Origin of the sequence: Photobacterium sp. GB-36, assembly GCF_003026135.1 — a bacterium.
In the GTDB taxonomy this organism is placed as follows: Bacteria; Pseudomonadota; Gammaproteobacteria; order Enterobacterales; family Vibrionaceae; genus Photobacterium.
Genome location: NZ_PYNY01000015.1, coordinates 73,287 through 89,435 on the forward strand (window position 1 = coordinate 73,287; position 16,149 = coordinate 89,435).

A 16,149-nucleotide genomic window follows, 5' to 3' on the forward strand; every position below is an offset into this window, starting at 1 on the left:
CTCACAAACTAATAATAAAAATAACGCACTCATAAGGATATAAAGAGATGCAATCACCACTTAAAGTTGGCAAAGATACCTTGTTAGATCCCAATGCTATTGAATACCAGTGGATCAGAAATTTAACTAGCGAAGGAGTCCCTCAACACCAAATTAACCACGTGATCCAGCATTGTCTTGGCGGTACGCCACAGATAGCTGATCTCTTGAGACAAATAGCACTCAAACAAAGTTCCATCCATGAGCTACTAAAACTGATCTAATTAAGTAGTAATGGTGTGCGTACAAATGTAGAAATGTAATGTGCAGGCTGCTGACGAATAAAGTTATTATCATGATAAAGATAAGAGTAATGCTGTTCACCTAATTGATAGCTCAATGTTTGACCATCCCAGCAATACTGTGTCGTCACTAGCCTTCCATCACGATAAATACCCAGCGGGCGGATCTCAAAACTTTCTGCCACATATTGCGCGACATCATGCTCTTTCCAATAGCCATATATGGCTTCAGATGAAGGGGACTTTAGCCAAGAAGATAATGCTGCTTTAGATACAAACAGGCCAGTGAGTGCTAAACCAGCGACTAATAGCAAGATCAAAATAATTGTTTGTGAATGTTTTGTCATCAGATGATAAGTACTGACTTTAGATGATTGTACTTTATCCAATTATCACCTCCACAAAAACTACTAATACAATTTAAACTAACAGATTGTTCGCAATGTTAATTAAAGATCACCGCCATAACATCTTGTAAATACTATCACTTAAATACTGTACAAATTGACAAATTAATTTACTTTATCCATATAAATTTTTTGTACATGGATGTCAGATAGTGAAAAGACGTAGTACACCGCTGGTTAAAGGATTCAGACAATCAGCTCCCTACCTAAATGCGCATGTTGGAAAAACCATGGTGATCATGGTAGGTGGAGAGGCATTTGCCGATCCCAATTTCGATAATATCGTCAATGATATCGCACTACTTAATAGCCTAGGCATTCAAATCGTTATTGTCTACGGTGCTCGCCCACAAATCAGTACATTACTGGCAGAGCAAGATTGTCATTCTCCTTATCATAAAGGGATCCGTATTACCGATGAACGAGCATTAGAAATTGCCAAGCAAGCAGCGGGACAACTTCAGTTAGATATCACCGCTCGCTTTTCAATGGGGATCCATAATACTCCAATGGCTGGCGCGCAGATTAATATCATTAGTGGTAATTTTATTATCGCCCAACCTCTCGGGGTCGATGACGGTGTAGATTATTGTCATAGTGGAAAAATTCGTCGTATTGATACCGATGCGATTAAACGTCAGTTAGAGCAAGGTTCCATTGTACTACTCGGCCCAATCGCGAGTTCAGTAACCGGAGAATGCTTTAACCTCACCTCTGAAGAAGTCGCAACCCAAGTGGCTATCCGCTTAAAAGCCGACAAACTTATTGGTTTCTGCTCAGAGCAAGGAGTCGTGGGCGATAACAATGAAATTATCTCTGAATTACTGCCAAACGAAGCCGATCATATCCATCAAAAACTTGTCGCACAGCGAGCGCAGGACTGTGGTACTGGGCGTTTCTTACGTGGTGCTATTAGTGCTTGTCGAGCTGGCGTTCCTCGCAGCCACCTGATCAGCTACAAAGAAGATGGGGCATTAATTCAAGAGCTTTTTTCTCTTGATGGTATCGGTACCCAAATTGTAATGGCGAGCGCAGAAAAAGTGCGACGCGCCAACATTAACGACATTGGTGGTATTCTGGATCTGATCCAACCATTAGAGCAAGACGGAATTTTAGTTCGACGCTCCCGAGAACAACTCGAGCAAGAAATTACTCAATTTACGATTGTAGAGCGTGACAATTTAATTATCGGCTGTGCTGCGCTTTATCCCTTTCCTGAAGAGAAAATGGCTGAAATGGCTTGTGTCGCGATTCATTCTGACTTTAGGGATGATAATCGCGGTGTATTACTGCTTAATGAGTTATGCCTACAAGCGCGCCAACAAAACCTCGAACACTTATTTGTATTAACCACTCGAAGCTTACACTGGTTCCGCGAACAGGGCTTTTCTGAATGTGATGTAGATAGGCTGCCAATGGCAAAAAAAGCACTTTATAATTACCAAAGAAGATCAAAAATCCTCATCACAAGAATAAAATAATTGACACAAAATTAACAAAATGGTGACTTAAGAGCGTAAAATTGTCTGTGTAGAGTTATTTTACTAAAAACATGCTCAACTAAGATAACGCTACAAACATTATAAAAACACAAATTACTTCAGGTTAAATCAACTTATGATGAGTTTAATATTTCTATTACTTTTGATTGCAATGGTCAGCGCTTTCATTGGTAAAAAAAATGTAGGATATGCATTCTTTGCCGCATCCGTAATTATTGGTTTGTATTGGTTTCATCACCATGCCACTGATTCACTATCGATTTTATTATAGGGGGGAATGATTAATGAATAATAAACATGTAACCCTTCTTAATAGCTTGGGTCTATTAGGTATTACCTTTGTATTATTAATGGGCTCAGTATTACAAGTCGCTTGGAATGAATTACCTTGTCCACTGTGTTTATTGCAGCGTCTTGGTTTTGTTATGGTAATGTTCGGCTTTATGCTTAATGTCGTTTATGGCACTCAGCAACGCCATTATGGTGTGATCTTAGTCGGTGCATTATTTGGTGCAGCGACAGCGCTTCGCCAAGTATCACTACACGTTATCCCTGGCACACCAGGTTTTGGTAGCCCGATCCTTGGTATGCACTACTACACATGGGCATTTGTGATCTTTGCTATGGCTATCGCCGGTGTCGCACTACTTCTCCTACTTTGGAATAAAGAATGGACAAGCGAAAATTATCAAATGAACAAATTTGGTAAGTTTGTTTGTATTCTAGCGATTGTGGCCGTTCTAATTAATGTTATTTCTACATTCCTTGAATGTGGCCCTTACCAATGTCCAGATAACCCTGTTAGTTACTGGTTGTTAGACATGTTTAAGTAATACCTTAAATAACGAACAATAAAAAACGCCAGCACAAATGCTGGCGTTTTTATTGATAGATACAGGTTTACACTAACAATTCAGATAAGCCACTTGCCCGCTCAGTTCTTACTTGCACACTACGACGAATAACGTCTGGTTGAGCGTAAAGATACAATCTCGCTTTTGCACGTGTAATACCGGTATAAATCAACTCTCGAGTTAAGATCGGTGTAAAGTCATTCGGCAACACCATTACGGTATCAGCAAATTCAGATCCTTGTGATTTATGGATAGTCATCGCATACACCACTTCATGCTCTGGAATACGACTAGGCAAGAATCCACGGATCGTACCATCAGGCATCTCAAAATAGACCTTCAAACGACGCACACCATCGACGGCGTCCGTTTCTGGCTCTAACATAGTGATACCAATATCACCGTTATATAAACCAACGGCATGATCATTTCGGGTGATCATAATTGGGCGACCTTGATACCACGTATCGTCCCCTGGGTTAATTTTACCGCGGTGAGTTAACTCTTTTTCTATCCGGTAGTTTAACCCTACAACACCAAAATCACCTTCGCGCAATGCACATAACAAGCGCACATTCGCAAACGCATCTAGCACCAATTTAGGCTCACGTTGTTCGGCAATCGCATCTAAATAATCAAAGTAGAAGGTCGTCACTTGATTAATCATCGACTGATAACTGTCAGAAGATAAGGCGTAATGATGAATATCTTTAAAGCCTTGCTGCCAGACTTTTTCCACCAACGCAGGACGACCGCTGTTAATTGCTTTCGCTAACTGACCAATACCAGATTGAGCGTGGAAACGGTAACTCTTTTGTAGCATGCATAAACAATCGGCCACCAAACTTAAGTCGAGTGAGGTGCTATGAAGATCATAGCCCGTCAACTGGCTAAGCACTTGCCCTTGCGTTCCACTATAACCTTGATTAGCAAATGAGCAGATATCACCGAGCACAGCCCCCGCTTCAACCGATGCCAACTGATCTCTATCCCCTAATAAAATCAGTTTCGCGCCAGCAGGCATCGCATCGAGCAATCGTGCCATCATTGGTAAATCAACCATTGAGGCTTCATCAACCACTAACACATCAAGGTGTAAGGGATTATCTTTATGATGACGAAATTCAACGCGTCCCGGAATTGCCCCCAATAAACGGTGGATCGTACTCGATTGAGTCGGAATACGCTCTTTCACTGATGCCGCTACGGGCAATGATTTCACCGCAGAACTAATCGATTCTGTTAAACGTGCCGCCGCCTTACCTGTCGGTGCCACCAGCATAATATTAGGTACATGCTCATCACCGGCTTGCATTACTAATGCCGCAAGTAATTTAGCGACGGTGGTTGTTTTACCCGTACCTGGGCCGCCAGAAATCACTGCAAACTGACGTGTCAATGCCACTGCAGCTGCCACTTTCTGCCAATTTAAGCAGGCATCTAGTGGTATCACCCCATCTAATTGAGAAAGATCTTTTTGCGATGTCGCATTGACTAAAATATGCTCGACTTTCGCCCAATCAACTTGCTCTGGTTTCACCACATCAAGCATGTCACACACTAATCTCTGGCGTGCATCAGCTGTTGTCGCGGTTGATAAGGCTTCATACAAGTAACCGTAAGTCACAGGAAATAAATCATCTAATGCCTGATGCATAACGTTGAGCTCAGTCGTACTAAATCGTACATCCTCTGATCCTGCATTGTTTGCCATCATGAGGATTTTATTGGCAACGGTTTGTTCAAATTGCCAATAACGACTTAGGTACAAACGACCATGTTCAATAACTAAGGGGGTCGCTTGCACCTTGCCTGTTTGCACACTTGATACCACAGCAAAATGGCTTAATAGCTCTCCCCATTGTGAAGGCTCAGGCACGCCTTCTAACAACTCAATTGCAACACGTGATGGCAAACTAAATAAACTCTGAAGCGAAAGTGTATCTAGCACTACGCAAACATGTCCCTTACCTAATTCATTACTGGCAAGAGCTGCCACAAGTGCGGCTAAATCAGCTTGATCTGCGGGGCTATGATGCGCGACAAATTTTGCGAACTGATAATCAAGCTGACGCAACACACCTTGTTTGGTTAACGCTTGAAGTCGTTTAAGCATGAGGTAATGCTCCATCAATTAATAAATCCAGTTCTTCTAACAATGCTTGCGATGGTTTCGCATGGAAAATCCCACTGTCACTACCAGCTTGAATGCCACGTAGGAACAAGTAATACACACCACCGAAATGAGTCTCATAGTCGTAGTTTGGAATACGGCTACGCAAGAAACGTTGCAGCGCTAAGGCATAGATTTGATACTGCAAGTCATAGCGGTGATCGCGCATCGCTTCAACCAACTGCTCACCACGATACACCTGTGGATCATCACCGAGATAATTCGATTTCCAGTCTAATACGTAATATTTACCCTGATGTTCAAACACCAAGTCAATAAAACCTTTAAGCATACCGCTGACCGTACTAAAGCCAAGCTCACCAGCTTTAGCGGAAATAGAATCATGCTTAGCAATGACTTTATTGAGTAGCGGTGATTGCAACATTTCAATCGGGAGTAAAAACTCCATTTCCGTTAAACGTTGTTGTGGTGTTTTTTCTGCCAATCGCAATTGTTCGCCATCTAATGGACAGTGCAAAACATCGTTAATTAATTGCTGTAATACAGGTAGCCACGCTAACTCGTAATGTTCAAGTTGCAATAGCTCCGTCAGTTTAGCGACAGTTTCTGGGCTATCGACAGGACGTGTAAACTCGATTTCTTCAAACACCGTATGTAAAAATGTCCCCGGACGCGCACCGCGAGGGAAAGTGTAAATAGAGTATTCAGGCTCTAATTCCACCTCCGTTTCACTGTTTTCTGGCGTTTCTTTCTGCACAGAATCGATATCAAATCCAGGAAGATCTAAACTGCTATCATGATGCGCTTGATGGCCTTGTTTCACCAAGTTGGAGTAACTGGTCATCCACCAATTACGTTCAATCTGACGCTCAAATTCACGACGATTCAACGCCTCAGTTTGCTCATTTTGTCCTGCCCACTTATCGACAGGTAATACTGGAGGTTCAGCAATAGTGATCGTCGGTTGCGCTTCAGATAACTTAGCCAGCGCTAATTCTAGTGCTGCAACACCGCACTCTTCTCCATTTTGAATTAAATACCCCATCGCTGATTTGTGTAATCCAGTCGGCTCTTTGCTACTGCGACCATTACGTACAGGTGCCATACCAACAAAACAGCCATAAACTGCACGAGTTAACGCTACATAAATTAAACGTAAATCTTCTGCGAGGCGTTCTTTATCAGCTTTAGAAATAGAATCAGCGTGCTTGGTAATATCTAAAATCGTCACGTTATCGTCTTCATCGTGATACTTCACTTCGCCTTTACTATCGACTTCACGATAGCTACAAACAAACGGCATAAAGACTAAATCGTATTCCAATCCTTTTGATTTGTGGATGGTAACAATCTGCACCAAATTACGTTCGGACTCTAAACGCAAAATTTGCTCATCAGAATTACCGTTTGGCTCAGCTACATTTTCAGCCAACCAACGTAATAGCGCATAATCACTGTCTAAGGTTTGACTCGCTTCTTGCAGTAATTCACCAATATGAAGTAAGTCAGTTAAACGACGTTCACCGCCTTCTTCCACTAATAAACGCTCAGCAATATTGTTTTTCGCCATCACGCTTCGTAGCATAGGCATCACGCCACGCTTGAGCCATTGTTGACGGTATTGCTTAAAGCTATTTACTGCAATTTCCCACTCATTCTCATCATTATTAAGCGTATCGAGCTCTATTGCGGTTAAAGAAAACAACCCTGACGCCAACGCAGCACGCAATGCGCGATCGTCATCAGGTGTTAGTACCGCTTGTAATAATCGCTGTACATCAGCCGCTTCAGCAGTGGAAAAAACGCTATCACGATTAGATAAATACACACTGGCAATCCCTTGTTTTGCCAGTGCTTCACGCACCAACTTACCTTCTCGTCCTGTACGTACTAACACCGCAATATCACCCGCTTTCACTGGGTGTTGAGTTTCTTTATCTAAAAAGTAGCCTTGCCCTTGTTGTGACTGCTCTAAAATATGCTGAATGTGTGCGGCTGTCGCCGTTGCCATCGTCGACTCATAATCGCCCTTGGTAATAGGCTTACCATCGAGGCTATCTTGCAACCAGAACGTGAGCGCGTGTTGTTGTTCGCCGTTTAGCCACCAGCTACGATCTGGTGCTTTCGGACTATGACCAACAGGATCAAAGGTAATATCTTGATCATAAATAAACGGGCTATTAGGTGTATCAAAGACGCTATTTACCGACGCAATCATATCTGCCGTTGAACGCCAGTTGGTACCTAATGTGTAATGATCTTGAACCTGACGACGGGCTTGAATATAAGTAAAAATATCTGCCCCACGAAACGCATAAATCGCCTGCTTAGGATCACCGATCATAAACAATCCGCATTCAGGGTGATCGTGATACACCGAACTGAAGATACCGTACTGCAAGGGGTCGGTATCTTGGAATTCGTCGATCATCGCAACTGGATATTGGCTGCGGATCTTACTTGCCAGGAGATCATCTTGATCGTTATCGATCGCAGCGCCTAACTGCGTTAAGAGATCATCAAACGATAACCACCCTTTATGGGCTTTTGCCTGCGCCAGTAAAATACGACAATGTTCAATCGCGTGCGCTAATAAGGGATCGCGTAATGTCGCTGGGTTATCAAGTAAATCTGCAACCGCAACAAATACCGCATGCTGTGGTGCTTCACCTTTCGGGGTTTTAGTGATCAATTCCTGTTGGTGAAACTTCTCTAATTTATCCGGTAAATCATAATTCTCAGTCGGTTGATTAGCCCATTCATTCACTTGAGCGAGCCACGTTGGTAGGCTCTTTTTGGTATAGCTACGTTTATTCACGTCTGAATTGGCAATTAACGCTTCTAAATCAGCGAAGTGCTGTTTCCATAATGCTTTAAATTCATTAATGCGTTCGATATTTTGCTGATGTAACTGCTCTAAACTTGCCGTCATAGCCGCTACAGAAAGTTTAACGGGAACACCTGTTAAACTATTGCCAATATCTTTTAATAGCGCATGCGGCGATGACCATAAATCACGGATCTGACAAGCAAGCGCTCGTGGTAACTGATAGAAATGACTACGCCAGTAATCCGCTACCACCAAGTTCTTCAATTGGCTTTCATCGGTGACAAATTCATTGTTGAAACGACAGCCTGATTCAAACGCGTTTTGAGTCAACATTCGCTGACAAAAACCATGGATGGTATAAATAGCCGCTTCATCCATTTGACGTTCAGCTTGCAGTAAAATATTGGCTGCCGCTTTATGATCGGGATACTCTTGCAGTAACGGGGCTATAACGGGATCGCCACTCACACCACGACTAAACGCTAAACGCGCATCGTGAATACGGCCACGAATACGATCGCGAAGCTCTGCCGTTGCCGCTTCGGTAAAAGTCACCACCAGTATTTGATCAACCGTTAATTCAACAGCATGACGCGTTTCTGCATTACCATGACCGAGTAATAGACGCAGGTATAAACTGGCAATAGTAAATGTTTTGCCCGTACCGGCAGATGCTTCAATTAAACGTGTACCATGCAATGGAAAGGCCATTGGCTGCAAAATATTGGTTTGCGTTTGTACCGTCATGATTTTACTTGTCCCATATCGTAAAACTCGATCACTCCAATGATCCCTTGAAGCTCAAGGTGATCTTGCTCACATCACTACTGTGATCAAACACTTATAAGCGAATATTGAGCGATCAAATCTTGTTATATTCTAATATTGTGAGAACTTACTCACGGTTTGTATTACAGCGGTTGGTTAGTATCAGCGCCAGAAACTTGGTCACCTCTGGACCGGTGGCCGTACAGCAAGCACCCTACAACTAATAATGATTTGCTGGCGGCCACACTACCCCTTATTCCGGCTTTACTTCTTCACTATTTAATACCGCAGCTTGAAGTACTTTCAGTGCCAACACATAGCTATTCTGTGCAAGTTCATCATTCCAATGTGTCCATACTCGATTGATGTATTCATCCGCGCCTTCACCTGCAAAAAAGTAACCATCGTTAAAACAATCTGCCATTTTGCTGTAGGCTTTCTCGATGGTTTGTTCATCGTCTTTCCAGTTACCTTGCTTATCAACACACGCTTGAATACCTGCATGTGCTGTTTTCGGAAAATACGCTAAAGGTTGATTCAAACCTTGGTAATACAACTCGATAAGCTCTTGTAAATAACCTTGTGCTTTACTCGCTTCGATCGCATTAATGACAAGGTGCTTATCGGTACCAATAATATGTGTTTTCGGGTTCAATTCTGGCTGGCTAATCGCTAAACATAAGTGATCACACCAAGCCGCGAGTAAATCTACCGAGCGCACTTTACCACTACGAAAACGCATTAAACCTGATTGATAGCGCTGTTTCAGCCAACCTTGAAGTAATACGGCATGACCATTTATCGTTAGTGTTATTGCCACTTCCTGATCATCTAATGGCGCATGAATTAATGGCTCAATTTGGCTCACTAACTCACGTACTGCTAGACGACTGGCATCTAAATCAATATCACCAAATGCCGCTACAGGTAACTTGCCCGCTGCTTTTTGCTCTTGAGCGAAATGACTGAAGATCTGATCCGGATCTTTATTGGTCATTTGAGCATCAAGCAATAATGCTAATAGCTCATCTTTAACGTGATAGCTTTCTAGCTGATTAAGCACAAACGGTTCATCATCTTCCAATAATCCCATTGGCGGCTCAAAGTAGACTTTCAAACGACGGTTAAAGAAATAACGTACCGGTAAACGCCAGAAACGCTGCAACTCAGCAAGCTCTAATACTTGTTGTTGATCATCGGCAATCGGTTCTGGAGGAAGTTCACCTAATTGGAAAGGTTGGCTCGCTTGCCCTTCACGAGCAGCAGCGGGTAGCCATTCAATGGCATAACTGCTATTACTCCCGATAAAAGCACTCGGACTAAATGGCACTAAGGGATGGTGCTCAATCAGTTTTTGTTTAATGTTTTCGGCTGATTTATCGACAGGAAGAGATTCATCCCCCTCTAAGCAATAACCTTGCTGACAATATTCCACCAGCTCACTGACTAGCACAGACGCAATTTTTTCTGCGTTGTCTTGAATTGAGCGACCCACGTAGCTGATATATAAGGTTTCTTGCGCTGATAATAATGCTTCAAGGAAAAGATAACGGTCATCATCACGACGAGAACGATCGCCCGCTTTAGTGCGACCATTCATTAAATCAAACCCTTCAGGGGCAATATTTCGAGGGTAAGCACCATCATTCATGCCAAGCAAGCACACCACATCAAAGGGGATCGAACGCATTGGCATTAAGGTACAAAAATTCACTTGTCCAGCAAGGAAGCGTTGGCTTACTCGCTCACCCGATAACTTATCGCGTAAATATTGAGTTAGCACTGCTGGTGTGATCTCACCTTGATAACCCGCATCATCGAGTTGTTCGTGCAAGCGGTGTAAGTTATCGCGAATAGATTTAAGAACCAGTTCGCCTTCTAATTCCACCGCGAAAAAATCATCCAGCATTTGGTTAAGTGTATCCGCCCACTCTGTCACCAAATGTGGCTGTGCTAACACTTCACGGTAACTAATTAAGCAATCAATAAAGCCAGCTAACTGCCCAGCTAACTCCGCATCAATCCCCTGTACTTGATCGTAAGCAGAAATGCCTTCAAACAAACCAGTATTATGGGGCATGGCATAACCTAACAGCATGCGCTGAATACCAAACAGCCAAGTATTTTGCATCTGCTCAGGAAGATTAAATTGGCTCGATGTATGCTGATCTAAGCCCCAGCGAACTCCCGCTTCTTCGATCCACTGTTTTACTTTCTCAAAGCTTTGGCTATCAAAACCAAACTTATTCATCACCGCAGGCACTTCTAATAGCTCTAACAGTTCAGAAGCATGACAGCGACTATCAGGCAAAGTTAATAAACGTAAAAACGCCAACAATATCGGGTTTTCTTGCTCTGCGGTTCGGTCAGAAATCGAAAATGGAATATAACGGTTACCCGGCGCATTACCAAATACCGCTTGGATGGCGGGGCTGTAGGCATTGATGTCAGCCACCATCACGATCACATCACGTGGTTTCAGATCAGGGTTTGCCTCAAACATCGCTAACAGCTTGTCGTGAAGCACTTCAACTTCACGCATTGGGCTATGACATGCATGAATAGAGAGTGAGTTATCATCTGCAGCAATTGGGAATTTATGCTCGCTAGAATCTAATTGGGTATCATCTTGGCGATCAACCAAGTTTAAGATGTCAGCTTGAATGGCATGTAATAAAGTATCTGATTCAATATCAACGAAACCGGCATCCACTTCGTTAACTTGCATCTCCGATAACAAATACATGTTATCGCGACCAAGCTTACCCATAGAGGCTAATAAGCTATTACCGACCATGCCATTTTGCATCTCATCATCATAGTGGCTTTCATCGTTGTCTTTTAGTACTTCAATCGTGGCATCAATATCTTGTTGCTCTTCGATATTATGAAGTTTGACCCGCTTACTGGCAGCGAGTCGCGCAAGGTGTTTACGATCGCGAATATCTCCCCAATAATAACGACAAGGGTTAGTAAACATTAAATGCACATCAATATGCTCACCAATAGCAGCAAGTGCATCTAGATAACGTGGGGGTAATGATGAGATACCAAACACAAATAAACGCTGCGGTAAGCCTGCTGCTATTAATGCTTCTTTACCTTGTGATGCGTTGTAGTTTTGTAGCGTTTCAATAAAGTGTTCGTACAAGTTGGCACGATGATAAGGCGATTGTCCAAGTGCCAAGGTTTGATCATACAGTGCTTGCCATAAAATAGGCTGCCAAGGATGCTCATCTTCTAATTCAGCGACAACTTCCCCCGCTTCCCATTGTTGGATCCACTCAGGGCGATACACTAAATATTGGTCAAAAATATCGGCAATTTTTTCAGCTAACTGATAGCACTTTAAATTGTCGTCATCACCGTCTAAATACCGCTGTAGCGCTTCAAATTCAGGTTGCTCAAACTGTGCTGGTAGCACTTGCATTAACTTCCACGTCATAGCTTCTTTGTTAAATGCACTGCGCTCTGGTACATCAGCGAGGACCTGGGTAAACATCTTCCAAATAAAGGTCGCTGGCAGTGGAAAATCGATATTAGCAGCCACACCCAATGACTTTGCTAATTCCATTTTTAACCATTGCGACATTCCTGGACTTTGTACCAGAATCTGTTCTTTTTCAAATGGATTAGCTAATGGCTTTAGCTTAATAAGCTCCACCAGCAAAGATTTAAGCAAGTCGAGTTGATTTGAATGGTAGACGGTAAACACTAAGGTATCTCACAGCAGGTGATGAATAACTAAATTGTCTACCATGAATTGAACACTGTAAATACATACAGGCAGAAATATTAACAATATTGTCTTAGCCCTAAAACAAAAAAAGCCCGATATTTCGATCGAGCAACACACAAAACATCAGTGATAGTACAGGCAAATAATCTTAACTCATCTGCCTGTATTACCATCGCTATCAGACATTTTGTGGACAGTGTTCACTGTTATTTTTAAGAAGTCCGAATGGACGATAAAATGCTAAATAACGAATTGCTACATAGCCAATGATAATCGTTGCGATATAAAGCTCAATGGTTGCTAGACCGTGAACTTGTGCCACATAGTGAGCATCAAAGCCGTAATTTTTCATCCACGCTGCAGTTTTAAATAGTGCTGTTGCACCAATTGCCATTGGGAACGTAAAAGCTGCGTAACCTGGGCTGAACTCTAAGCGTAATAAACGGAAGAAAGCTAAGTAAATTACCGCTGTCATCAATACTGCAATACCAGCTAGTAATGCAACCACTACTGGTGATGGGTTTGCCGTTACTGTTAAATAACCTGCGAGTGATAGGCTAGCAGGCGCTGCCATAATCGCAATGGTTGGTTTTGCAGCATCTGGCACTTCATCACGGAACATAAAGCGGTAAATCATCATTGGAAGCATGACTGCGTATGACAACATACCAAAGATTAACAATACGTTTGCTAATGGGTGTAGCTCTGCAATACCTGGGAACGACACATCAGCAACAATAATACCGATTGGCGGTACAAACCAACTTGGCACCATGTGGTGAAGGTGGAAGTCACATGCACGGTGGTAAATAAATAGTGTTAAGAAAATAACGTGTAAAATTACCGCGAATAACCAAAGGTAAGCACCTGCTTGCGCTGATACATATAAACCAATCGCTTTTGATACCACCATTAATGCCATCGCAAATGTTGGTACAACACTACCCACTACATGGTGAGATAAATCACCCCATAATAATTTTGGATGGAATATAAATTTTGCAACTAAAACGAGTAGCATCAATGCCGCAATGACTGCACCTGTCATTTGTGCATAACCATGAAGTGTGGCACCATTTTCCCAGCACCATAAAACACTACCAATACCGAGTGCTAAACCTGCCATAGGCGTTGGCGCCCCTGCTACTTTTCTTTTCGTCGTCTTAATCATGTTCTCTCTCCGCCTTTATCTGATAGCTCTTAGCGAATTGTCTGTTTCTTTTGATGTAACTAAGTATATCCAGCTTGATTGTTTTAGAATATCTGAATATATTTAACCACATGTTAAGTTAAACTTAACCAATATTTTAAAGGCGAAATTTTACCGTCATTAATGATAAATAACGACCTTGCACAATGAGTTTTCAACAAAGGATAGTTATGAATATAGCGCTAAAACAATTGAAAGTTTTCGTAACCGTTGCCCAAGAACGTACCATTACCGCAGCCGCAGAAAAGTTATTTCTATCCAAGCCAGCAGTGAGCATGGCATTGTCTGAGCTAGAAAAGCAGCTTGATCATAAACTGTTTGATCGCAACAACAACCGCTTACTGATCAACGAACAAGGTAAGAAACTACTGCCTTTGGCTGACGAACTGTTAGCGCGTTCTAACACTATCGAAAAACTGTTTGATCAAGACGATGTTATTGCTGGTGAGCTAAAAATAGGTTCAAGTGATACTGTAGGCAATCAGCTAACACCTTTTTTAATTCGAGATTTCCGCTCAGCGACCCAACATCGTCACCAAAAACTGTTTATTTCTAACACTGCGCAAGTATGTCAGAAACTCACTGAATTTGAATTAGATGTGGGCTTTGTTGAAGGTAAAGTACAGCACCCAGATCTTATTGTGCAGCCGTGGCTCGAAGATAATATGGTGGTGGCTTGTCATCCTAATCATCCACTGACAAAAATTGAAGCATTACGCTTATCTGATCTGGAAGATTCTGAATGGGTTCTGCGCGAAACAGGCTCTGGCACACGTGAGTTTTTCTTAAATCGCTTAGCGCCACGTTTAGAGCATTGGACGCCAGCTTTTGAGCTAAATACTACAGAAGCGATCATCAATAGTGTTTCCGCAGGACTTGGGATCACCTGTATTTCACAACGTGCGGCATTACATGCAGTTGAAGAAAAGCGCATTGTATTACTGCCAATGCCATTAGATATGCGCCGCCAATATTGGCTGATTTTCCATAAAGAGAAGTACCAAAGTCCATTGCTAGAATCTTTTATTCAATTTAGCCAACAATGGACATTTGATTAACCGTCATACTCGTCTTAAAGATATCAGTTAAACACGATTATCACCCACACTGTAAGCAATGATTTGGCTGATCTCAGTTAATGATCGGCCAGATTCTTGTTGCCAATCATTAAACGCATGTTGCGCATTTCGCCATGATTTTAATGTGTCTCGTCCACCATCCACAATATCCGTATGACGCAAATAACTTTCCACATCTTTGGTAAACAAGAAACTGTCTTTACCCATCGCACGTAAACTATAAGCACCAGTTTTGCCGCCTAGACGTTTGCCATGTTTTTTTAAGTACAACCATAAGCCAACGATATCTTGCTCTGGCCACTCGGCAACCATATTGGCAAATGAGCCATGCTCGACTGCTGCACGGTGGATCATATTGGCGTTTTCAGGGATCGTCATTACCTTCTTTAAATCACGAATAATTTCGGGATTTTGCGCTTTACGTTCCCACATTTCCTCAGGCATTAAACCCATTTTTTCAATATTAAAACCAAAAAATACCTCTTCAAAGCCAGCCCATTTATTGCGTACAACCTGCCAGCGAATCCCGCACTGAAAGATTTTTTGAGTTAAACACGCAAGCCACCGATCATCTGTGATCGCTTTTAATTCATTGCAACTAAGTGGCAGTGATAATCGCTGTTCTAATGCGATATCGCCCCCTTTTCTTTCTGCTGCTCTGATGTAAATTTGGTCAAATTTTTCTTTGGTCATCACATTAACACGCTTAGCACTGGACGAAGCTAGTATGCTACTGTATAAACAGCCAGTAAATCAATTTCGGAGAGGATGACCATGGCTGTTATCGTCAAATATGTAGTTGAGCGCAACGGAGAAGAAAAGATGACTTTCACCTCTAAATCCGAAGCCGACGCATACGACAAAATGCTAGATATGGCTGACGAGATGTTTACTTTACTTAGCGAAAGTGAGCTTTTCGAAGATGAAGCCAAGCAAGAAGAACTATCTATGTTCTTAGCGCAAAAGCGTGAAGAAGTATTAATTGCGTTAGGCGCGAAAAAAGCAAAACCAGTAGCAAAAAAGAAGGTCGCAAAACCTGAAGTTGTTGCTGATACCCCAGAGCAAGAAGACGCAGCATAATTTTTAAAATTATCCCGTTCGCTGTTGAAAGCCTCCTCACTGGAGGTTTTTTTATAACTCAGCAATAAAAACTCAATTCTACAGCAAATATCAGCCAGTAATTTGTCCCATCTTAAAGGGCTATTCCCTTCTTTTAAGCCAACAGATTCGTAAAAAAAACATCATTTTGCTCTGATTTTTCTTTCGGCTCTTCTATATCTTACCAAGTGTCTTTATTATGGTTTTATTAATCGGGAGTTATCTGCTCGTTGCAAATGATTTCTCG

Annotated in this window: 12 protein-coding genes; 6 read left to right on the forward strand and 6 right to left on the reverse strand. The window is 42.2% G+C overall.

Annotated elements, in window-relative coordinates; translation table 11 throughout:
- Positions 1 to 47: 47 nt before the first annotated feature.
- Entirely contained in the window at positions 48 to 263 is a 216-nt protein-coding gene (locus tag C9J46_RS13985; RefSeq protein WP_005371580.1) for a hypothetical protein, read from the forward strand.
- On the opposite strand, the gene C9J46_RS13990 is transcribed toward C9J46_RS13985, so the two are convergent.
- Complete coding sequence (locus C9J46_RS13990) at positions 260 to 670, reverse strand: DUF2850 domain-containing protein (protein ID WP_107291071.1); 411 nt, start codon at positions 668 to 670, stop codon at positions 260 to 262. The two genes, C9J46_RS13985 and C9J46_RS13990, sit on opposite strands and share 4 nt — an antisense overlap.
- 170 nt (positions 671 to 840) lie before the next feature.
- Here C9J46_RS13990 and argA point away from each other — a divergent pair, with 170 nt between their 5' ends.
- The 3 genes from argA (at position 841) to C9J46_RS14000 (ending at position 3,023) form a co-directional block, all read left to right on the forward strand.
- Entirely contained in the window at positions 841 to 2,169 is a 1,329-nt protein-coding gene (gene argA, locus C9J46_RS13995; protein WP_107207743.1) for an amino-acid N-acetyltransferase, read from the forward strand.
- Positions 2,170 to 2,305: 136 nt separating this feature from the next.
- Positions 2,306 to 2,461 (forward strand): DUF5993 family protein, encoded by a 156-nt coding sequence (locus C9J46_RS21820; protein WP_005371575.1) that lies wholly within the window; start codon positions 2,306 to 2,308, stop codon positions 2,459 to 2,461.
- Positions 2,462 to 2,474: 13 nt separating this feature from the next.
- Positions 2,475 to 3,023 (forward strand): disulfide bond formation protein B, encoded by a 549-nt coding sequence (locus C9J46_RS14000; protein ID WP_005371573.1) that lies wholly within the window; start codon positions 2,475 to 2,477, stop codon positions 3,021 to 3,023.
- Between the two features lie 67 nt (positions 3,024 to 3,090).
- On the opposite strand, the gene recD is transcribed toward C9J46_RS14000, so the two are convergent.
- The 4 genes from recD to C9J46_RS14020 form a co-directional block, all read right to left on the reverse strand.
- On the reverse strand, positions 3,091 to 5,160 hold the full coding sequence (gene recD / locus C9J46_RS14005; RefSeq protein ID WP_107291072.1) for an exodeoxyribonuclease V subunit alpha: 2,070 nt from the start codon (positions 5,158 to 5,160) through the stop codon (positions 3,091 to 3,093).
- Complete coding sequence (gene recB, locus C9J46_RS14010) at positions 5,153 to 8,755, reverse strand: exodeoxyribonuclease V subunit beta (protein ID WP_107291073.1); 3,603 nt, start codon at positions 8,753 to 8,755, stop codon at positions 5,153 to 5,155. The genes recD and recB overlap by 8 nt, the downstream gene beginning before the upstream one ends.
- Before the next feature lie 274 nt (positions 8,756 to 9,029).
- Positions 9,030 to 12,491: an exodeoxyribonuclease V subunit gamma gene (gene recC, locus C9J46_RS14015; RefSeq protein WP_107291074.1), complete on the reverse strand. Its 3,462-nt coding sequence runs from the start codon at positions 12,489 to 12,491 to the stop codon at positions 9,030 to 9,032.
- Positions 12,492 to 12,693: 202 nt separating this feature from the next.
- Positions 12,694 to 13,686 (reverse strand): TDT family transporter, encoded by a 993-nt coding sequence (locus C9J46_RS14020; protein ID WP_107207747.1) that lies wholly within the window; start codon positions 13,684 to 13,686, stop codon positions 12,694 to 12,696.
- A 209-nt stretch (positions 13,687 to 13,895) separates the two neighbouring features.
- Between C9J46_RS14020 and C9J46_RS14025 the strand changes: the two genes are divergently transcribed.
- On the forward strand, positions 13,896 to 14,783 hold the full coding sequence (locus C9J46_RS14025; protein ID WP_107247503.1) for a LysR substrate-binding domain-containing protein: 888 nt from the start codon (positions 13,896 to 13,898) through the stop codon (positions 14,781 to 14,783).
- 27 nt (positions 14,784 to 14,810) lie between these two features.
- Here the strand turns inward: C9J46_RS14025 and C9J46_RS14030 are convergent, their stop codons facing one another.
- Positions 14,811 to 15,497, reverse strand: coding sequence for a DNA-3-methyladenine glycosylase I (locus C9J46_RS14030; protein WP_107207749.1), 687 nt, complete (start codon positions 15,495 to 15,497; stop codon positions 14,811 to 14,813).
- A gap of 81 nt (positions 15,498 to 15,578) precedes the next feature.
- Here C9J46_RS14030 and C9J46_RS14035 point away from each other — a divergent pair, with 81 nt between their 5' ends.
- The gene (locus tag C9J46_RS14035) at positions 15,579 to 15,884 is read left to right on the forward strand and encodes a YebG family protein (RefSeq protein ID WP_107207750.1); all 306 of its coding nucleotides are present in this window, start codon (positions 15,579 to 15,581) and stop codon (positions 15,882 to 15,884) included.
- The last annotated feature ends 265 nt before the right edge of the window (positions 15,885 to 16,149 follow it).

What these genes read in the sequence shown, in the direction of transcription:
- C9J46_RS14020 (WP_107207747.1), bottom strand. Translation starts at nt 13,686, where the DNA reads ATGATTAAGACGACGAAAAGAAAAGTAGCAGGGGCGCCAACGCCTATG.
- C9J46_RS21820 (WP_005371575.1), top strand. Translation starts at nt 2,306, where the DNA reads ATGATGAGTTTAATATTTCTATTACTTTTGATTGCAATGGTCAGCGCT.
- C9J46_RS14035 (WP_107207750.1), top strand. Translation starts at nt 15,579, where the DNA reads ATGGCTGTTATCGTCAAATATGTAGTTGAGCGCAACGGAGAAGAAAAG.
- recB (WP_107291073.1), bottom strand. Translation starts at nt 8,755, where the DNA reads ATGACGGTACAAACGCAAACCAATATTTTGCAGCCAATGGCCTTTCCA.
- C9J46_RS13985 (WP_005371580.1), top strand. Translation starts at nt 48, where the DNA reads ATGCAATCACCACTTAAAGTTGGCAAAGATACCTTGTTAGATCCCAAT.
- recD (WP_107291072.1), bottom strand. Translation starts at nt 5,160, where the DNA reads ATGCTTAAACGACTTCAAGCGTTAACCAAACAAGGTGTGTTGCGTCAG.
- C9J46_RS14000 (WP_005371573.1), top strand. Translation starts at nt 2,475, where the DNA reads ATGAATAATAAACATGTAACCCTTCTTAATAGCTTGGGTCTATTAGGT.
- C9J46_RS14030 (WP_107207749.1), bottom strand. Translation starts at nt 15,497, where the DNA reads ATGACCAAAGAAAAATTTGACCAAATTTACATCAGAGCAGCAGAAAGA.
- C9J46_RS14025 (WP_107247503.1), top strand. Translation starts at nt 13,896, where the DNA reads ATGAATATAGCGCTAAAACAATTGAAAGTTTTCGTAACCGTTGCCCAA.